This is a genomic window from Neptunomonas sp., assembly GCF_041601355.1.
Classification (GTDB): Bacteria; Pseudomonadota; Gammaproteobacteria; order Pseudomonadales; family Balneatricaceae; genus Neptunomonas.
Genome location: NZ_JBFIIH010000171.1, coordinates 1 through 6,528, shown reverse-complemented (window position 1 = coordinate 6,528; position 6,528 = coordinate 1). Strand labels below are relative to the sequence as shown.

Annotated in this window: 6 protein-coding genes; 5 read left to right on the top strand and 1 reads right to left on the bottom strand. The window is 45.8% G+C overall.

Annotated features, from left to right (window positions below):
- Positions 1 to 398: GntR family transcriptional regulator (locus ABY436_RS18185; protein WP_372740349.1), on the bottom strand; the 398-nt coding region annotated here is incomplete at its 3' end.
- A 227-nt stretch (positions 399 to 625) separates the two neighbouring features.
- Between ABY436_RS18185 and ABY436_RS18180 the strand changes: the two genes are divergently transcribed.
- The 5 genes from ABY436_RS18180 to ABY436_RS18160 all read left to right on the top strand — a co-directional run bounded on the left by ABY436_RS18180 (position 626) and on the right by ABY436_RS18160 (position 6,511).
- The gene (locus tag ABY436_RS18180; protein ID WP_372740348.1) at positions 626 to 1,972 is read left to right on the top strand and encodes a glutamine synthetase family protein; all 1,347 of its coding nucleotides are present in this window, start codon (positions 626 to 628) and stop codon (positions 1,970 to 1,972) included.
- A 325-nt stretch (positions 1,973 to 2,297) separates the two neighbouring features.
- Entirely contained in the window at positions 2,298 to 3,389 is a 1,092-nt protein-coding gene (locus tag ABY436_RS18175) for a polyamine ABC transporter substrate-binding protein (protein WP_372740347.1), read from the top strand.
- Between the two features lie 184 nt (positions 3,390 to 3,573).
- Positions 3,574 to 4,743, top strand: a complete 1,170-nt coding sequence (locus tag ABY436_RS18170) for an ABC transporter ATP-binding protein (RefSeq protein WP_090724941.1) — start codon at positions 3,574 to 3,576, stop codon at positions 4,741 to 4,743.
- Complete coding sequence (locus ABY436_RS18165; RefSeq protein ID WP_372740346.1) at positions 4,740 to 5,699, top strand: ABC transporter permease subunit; 960 nt, start codon at positions 4,740 to 4,742, stop codon at positions 5,697 to 5,699. The genes ABY436_RS18170 and ABY436_RS18165 overlap by 4 nt, the downstream gene beginning before the upstream one ends.
- Positions 5,696 to 6,511 (top strand): ABC transporter permease subunit, encoded by an 816-nt coding sequence (locus ABY436_RS18160; protein WP_372740345.1) that lies wholly within the window; start codon positions 5,696 to 5,698, stop codon positions 6,509 to 6,511. The genes ABY436_RS18165 and ABY436_RS18160 overlap by 4 nt, the downstream gene beginning before the upstream one ends.
- Positions 6,512 to 6,528 lie beyond the last annotated feature (17 nt).

Sequence of the window (6,528 nt, the reverse complement as noted above, 5' to 3'; positions counted from 1 at the left end):
TCTTCCTGGGCTATGTTAATTAATTGATCAAGACTACGCAGTTGCATGAAGCGGGCCTTATCAATATAAGGTAACGCTCTGGCAGCCGCATGCGATTCGATAGCGATACGTGCTTCGTACAATTCCGTAAATTTCATGGCGGTCATTTTAGGCACCATGACACGACGGTTGCCCTGAATTTCCAATGCCTTTTCGGCGGACAACTGGCGCAGCGCTTCTCTGATGGGCATGGGGCTGACATCGAGTAGTGTCGCTAGTTCGCGAATCGTTAACGCCCGTCCCGGTAGTATCTGGCCGTTCATAACGGCGCCTCTTAATGTCTCATATACCCACTGGGTGATAGTTACAGCGCCATCGCGCTCAGTTAATGTAATTTTAATAGGAGACTTCTTGTCCATAATCGCTTTTGGTTCTGGCTGTTTTTTTCTATTCTAATGCGATCACTAAACAAGGTGTATGGTTTTTTTAGTAAAGCCTGTGTTGAAGCTGTTTTATTTTTCCGATGACAAAAATATTATTCTTTGTGATCACAAAATATAGTTATTTCCTGAAGTGATTATGTGAAACTATGTACATATTATTTCATTAAAAAATGTATAAAAAAGATGTTGAGCGAGAATTTGCTATGAATGCTAAAAAGGGTAATGAGTTTGATCTGTTTATTGTCGATTTAAACGGTAATTTGCGCGGCAAGCGTATGCCAGGCAGTGCTTTATATAAGGTTATGGACGAAGGTGTGAAGTTGCCTCGTTCCGTGCTTGGGTTTGATTTCTGGGGCGATGATGTTCTGGAAAACGGCCTGGTCTTTGAAACAGGCGATAGCGATGGTGTATGTATGCCAGTGCATGATGACGCCATCTCTGTGCCTTGGGCAGATTCTCCGCGCGACCAGGTGTTGGCAATGATGTTTAACCCCGACGGCTCGCCTTTTGGTGCAGATCCTCGTCAGGTGTTAAGCGGTGTGGTGAAGCGATTTAAAGACTTGGGATTGACGCCTGTTGTTGCAACAGAGCTTGAGTTTTATCTGATGGACGGTATGTCCGAAGAAACTCAGCGTCCGCGTCCGCCGGTATTAATTGAAGGGCACGGGCGTCGTCTGTCTGAAACAGACTGCTACTCGATCGATGAGATGGACTGCTTATCAGCCTTCTTTACCGAAGTGCGTGAAGTCTGCGATATTCAGGGTGTACCTGCGGACACTATTATTTCTGAGCTTGGCCCTGGCCAATTCGAGATAAACCTGAATCATGTGCCCGACCCTATGTTGGCCGGTGACCAGGCGATTATGTTCAAGCGTCTGGTAAAAGGGATAGCCAGAAAGCAGGGTTATTCCGCGACGTTTATGGCTAAGCCTTACGCTAAAAAAAGCGGTAACGGCATGCATGTTCACTTCAGCTTGCTGAATGAAGCGGGTGAGAATGTATTCGACAATGGCGGCGAAGAAGGAACGGATGTGATGAGGCATGCGGTTGCCGGCTTAATGCATACAATGGCAGATGGCATGTTGACCTTTGCCCCGCATATGAACTCTTATCGCCGCTTTATGGTCGGTGCTCATGCGCCTACCTATGCAAGCTGGGGATATGAAAACCGTACGGTCGCTATTCGTATTCCAGAAAGCCCGCCTGTCGCTCGTCGTATAGAGCACCGTGTTGCGGGTGCTGATGCTAACCCTTATCTGGTGTTGGCTTCAATTTTGGGCGGTGCGCTCTATGGTATCGAAAACAAGTTGCAACCACCGGCCCCAATTAAAGGGGATGCGAACGCGGAAACGGCAGAGACTGATGACAATCTGGTATTGCCCATCAAGTGGGATGATGCCACTGCTATCTTTACTAAGAGCGATGTTCTGAAAGAATATCTGGGTGAAGAGTTTATTCGTGTTTATTCGGCGGCAAAGCGGCAAGAGCAGAGAAAGCTACATGAGCAGATCTCTGATATTGAGTACGAAGCGTATCTTGGCCTCTTGTAATCAGTAGTAGTAATTAAGAGCTGTGACAGGTTGTTACAATCAGTAGTTGCCATAAATAGTTATAAAAAATAGCGCTGGTACTTTCGGCTAAATACCCCCCGGTGGGTATTTAGCTCGAATGCCGAGCTAGCGTAGATTGATGGAAATGCTTTTACATGGACGATAAGTTTTCTGCAAGGATTGTCAGAAAGATATACATAATAATAGATAGTTTTGTATTTGAGGCTTGCGCGTTAATCGATACAAATCTGTCGCTTAAGGCAGATAACACGAGTTTCAGATAACTTTTAGTTAAGACAGGCACGGCCTGATATGGAGAATATTAATGAGTCCTAAAAAACTGGGTTTAGTCACTGCATTGGCGATTACACTTTCTACCGCTGCTGTTGCACAAGAGCAGGTTCTTAATATTTACAACTGGTCAGACTATATTAACCCTGAAGCGGTTGCCCAGTTTGAACAGGAAACGGGTATTAAAGTTAACTATGACGTTTATGATTCTAACGAGGTATTAGAAGCCAAGTTGATGTCTGGCAGCACCGGTTATGATCTTGTTGTACCTACCGGGGCATTTTTAGAACGTCATGTTCAGGCAGGTATTTATGCAGAGATTGATCGTTCTAAACTCAGCAACTACGGCAACCTTGATAGCGTCCTGACGGAAAAAATTGCCCGTCACGATGTCGATAATAAGCACAACGTACCTTATGCCTGGGGGACGATTGGCCTGGGTTATAACGAAGCGATGGTTAAAGAGCGCCTGGGAGATATGCCGGTTGATACATTGGACCTTATCTTTAAACCGGAAGTAGCTGCAAAGTTAGCTGATTGTGGTATCGGTCTGCTCGACTCACCTGCTGAGGTGATCTCTATTGCGCTGAATTATCTGGGATTGGATCCTAACTCTGAGAAAAAAGCTGACCTTAAACAAGCGACTGAGCTGATGAACTCAGTACGCGATAGTTACAAATACTTCCACTCAGGTAAATATATCTCTGACCTCGCTAATGGCGAGATCTGTGTGGCGCTAGGCTATAACGGCGATATCCTGCAGGCTCAGAGCCGTGCGGAAGAAGCAGGCCAGGGTAACGTCATTGGTTTTGCGATTCCAAAGGAAGGCACCTTAGTATGGTTTGATCTGATGGCGATCCCTGCTGATGCACCACATCCTGACGCTGCTCACCAATTCATCGATTTTGTACTCAAAGCAGAAACCGCCGCCGGTATCTCTAACTATGTTTATTACGCGGTAGCGAATACCGCGGCAGAGCCTCTGTTGCTTGATGAAGTACGTAACAACCCGGGTATTTATCCTTCAAATGAAGTAAAGGCAAACCTGTTCACCCAAAATGCACATACAGCCAAGTTTGACCGTCTGTTAACGCGTGCCTGGAGTGGTATTAAAACGGGTCGTTAACATTGGTAGTCATTGCTGACTAAAAAAAGGGGGTGAAATATTCACCCCTTTATTCAACATATCAAACATATTAAAGAGTTTCTAAATAAGCCTTCGGTTGGTGTTATAACAACCTGACAAAGCTGCCTGGCTTCTGGGCTTATTTAGAGATTCCCTGAGAAGAATAAATAGCCAAGGGGTTGTTATGACGTTGTCCCAACATAGCGAACTGCACACGTCGTCGAAGACGAATTCTGTTGAAATACCATTATGGAAACAGGAAGGCGCTGAGCCGTTTCTTAAAATTGAAAATGTAACCAAGAAGTTCGGAGAGTTTACGGCGGTAGATAATATCTCGCTGGATATCTATAAAAATGAACTCTTTTGTCTTTTAGGTGGTTCTGGATCAGGCAAGAGTACTTTGCTGCGTATTCTGGCAGGTTTTGAATCCGCCAGTAGTGGCCGAATTCTGATAGACGGCATTGATATGGCAGGTGTTCAGCCGTGGAATCGCCCCGTCAATATGATGTTTCAATCGTACGCGCTTTTTCCGCATTTAACGGTAGCCGATAACATTGCTTTTGGTCTGAAGCGTGAAGGTGTGGCGCGTAGTGAAGTTAAACAGCGCGTTGATCAAATGTTGGATATGGTGCAGTTGGGACATCTGGGTAAGCGAAAGCCTAATCAGCTGTCCGGCGGGCAGCGCCAGCGTGTTGCCTTGGCGCGTTCATTAATTAAACGCCCAAAGCTATTGTTACTGGATGAGCCGCTCGGCGCATTAGATAAAAAGCTGCGTGAAGAAACTCAGTTTGAATTAATTAATATCCAGGAGCAGTTAGGTGTAACTTTCGTCGTGGTTACACATGACCAGGAAGAAGCGATGACGCTGGCCACACGTATCGGCGTTATGAATAATGGCGTGATTGTACAAACCGCCGAGCCGCATTTGGTGTATGAATATCCGAATAGCCGTTTTGTTGCCGAGTTTGTCGGTTCGGTGAACTTGTTCGAAGGGCAGATAATTGAAGATCTTCCGGATAGTGTACGCATACGCTCTAAAGAAGCGGGAGCTGAATTTTTTGTTAATCATGGTATCAGCTGTGCACCTAACCAGACGGTACATATGGCGATACGTCCCGAAAAAATAAAAATAAGCCGTAATAAACCGGAGCAGGCGAATAATTGGATTGAAGGTGTTATTGAAGATATCGCCTACATGGGAAGCTTGTCCGTGTTTAAAGTACGTTTGGCCAGTGGTAAAGATGTGCGTGTTACCCAGCCGAACTTTGTGCGGGACATGGGGGCTCGATTTACCTGGCATGATAAAGTTTACCTTTCGTGGCAGATAGATAGCAGTGTGGTGCTGACATCATGAGTGTTTCAACAGGGGCCGCATGGATTGATAAATCTGCATCGGGGATGGCGAAATATAATATTTTCAGAAGTGTGAACTGGGGGCGCTTAGGCGTTATTGCCGTTCCTGCACTCTGGTTAGGTATTTTTTTCTTCATTCCCTTTCTGGTGGTATTCAAAATATCCTTGTCGGAATCTGCGATTGCAATACCACCATACACGGCGATATTTGAGTGGGATCTTGAAGAGGCGTATGCCACCTTTAAGCTGAATCTGGGTAATTATTTTTATCTCATAGAAGATGCTTTTTATCTGGATGCCTATATAAATTCGGTTAAGATTGCGGCTGTTTCTACTTTTTTTGCACTGATTGTCGGTTTCCCTGTTGCTTATCTGATCGCACGCAGCAAGCCTTCAACTCGTGTTGTCTTACTGGCATTGGTAATTCTGCCTTTCTGGACATCGTTCTTGTTACGCGTGTATGCCTGGATGGGTTTTCTGAAAAAGAATGGTGTTGTGAATGAATTTTTATTATCCATAGGCATTATCGACCAACCGCTGGTGATGTTGCAGACTGACTTTGCTGTGTATATCGGCATTGTTTATACCTATCTGCCTTTCATGATTCTGCCATTGTATACCGCACTGGAAAAGATGGATCTGACCCTACTGGAAGCGGCTGAAGACCTGGGGGCACGTCCACTCCAAAGTTTCTTTATGATCACCTTACCATTGGCTGTTCCAGGGATCATTGCCGGCTGCATTCTGGTGTTTATTCCTGCTGTCGGTGAGTTTGTCATCCCGGCATTACTGGGTGGCTCGGACACGCTGATGATTGGGCGGGTACTGTGGGATGAGTTCTTCCTGAATCGGGATTGGCCGATGGCCTCGGCCGTCGCGATTGTCATGCTGGTGGTATTGGTATTACCGATTATGCTTATCCGAAACGCTCAGGGTAAAGAGGAGGCGCACTCATGAAACGTCGCTCACTGTTTCTAAATACGACGGCTATTATGGGATTTGTGTTCCTCTATGCACCGATAATATCCCTGATTGTTTACAGTTTTAATAAGTCTAAATTGGTCACTGTCTGGGGTGGCTGGTCGCTTAAATGGTATACCGAGCTGTTTAAGAATCAGCAGATTATTGATGCAGCATTGGTCAGTTTTAAAATTGCACTGATCAGTGCCAGCCTGGCTGTGGTACTGGGTACGATGGCTGGTTTTGTTTTGTCCCGCATGGGGCGCTTTCGTGGCAAGATGATCTTATCCGGCTGGATAACGGCACCACTGGTTATGCCGGAAGTGATAACCGGTTTGTCCTTACTACTGCTTTTTGTTGCGATGGAAGGCATGTTCGGCTGGCCATCAGGACGCGGTACCGGAACCATTATTATTGCTCATACTACTTTTTGTATGGCGTATGTCGCCGTCATTGTGCAATCCCGCTTAGCATCAATCGATGAAACCTTAGAAGAAGCAGCAATGGACTTAGGGGCTAAACCTTCCACATTGTTTTTTCTGGTTACTTTGCCTTTGATTGCTCCGGCACTCATCTCCGGTTGGTTGTTGTCCTTTACCTTGTCTTTGGATGATCTGGTTATTGCCAGTTTCGTTTCCGGTCCTGGCAACAGCACTTTACCCATGGTGATCTTCTCCAAAGTTCGTTTGGGTGTGACGCCGGAGGTGAATGCGTTGGCGACTATCATGATCGCGATTGTCGCCTTGGGTGTATTGGCGGCGATGTATCAAATGAGACGACAAACCAAACTGCTGTCTAATCAGGAGTAGCGCTGCAAAAGAAGCGC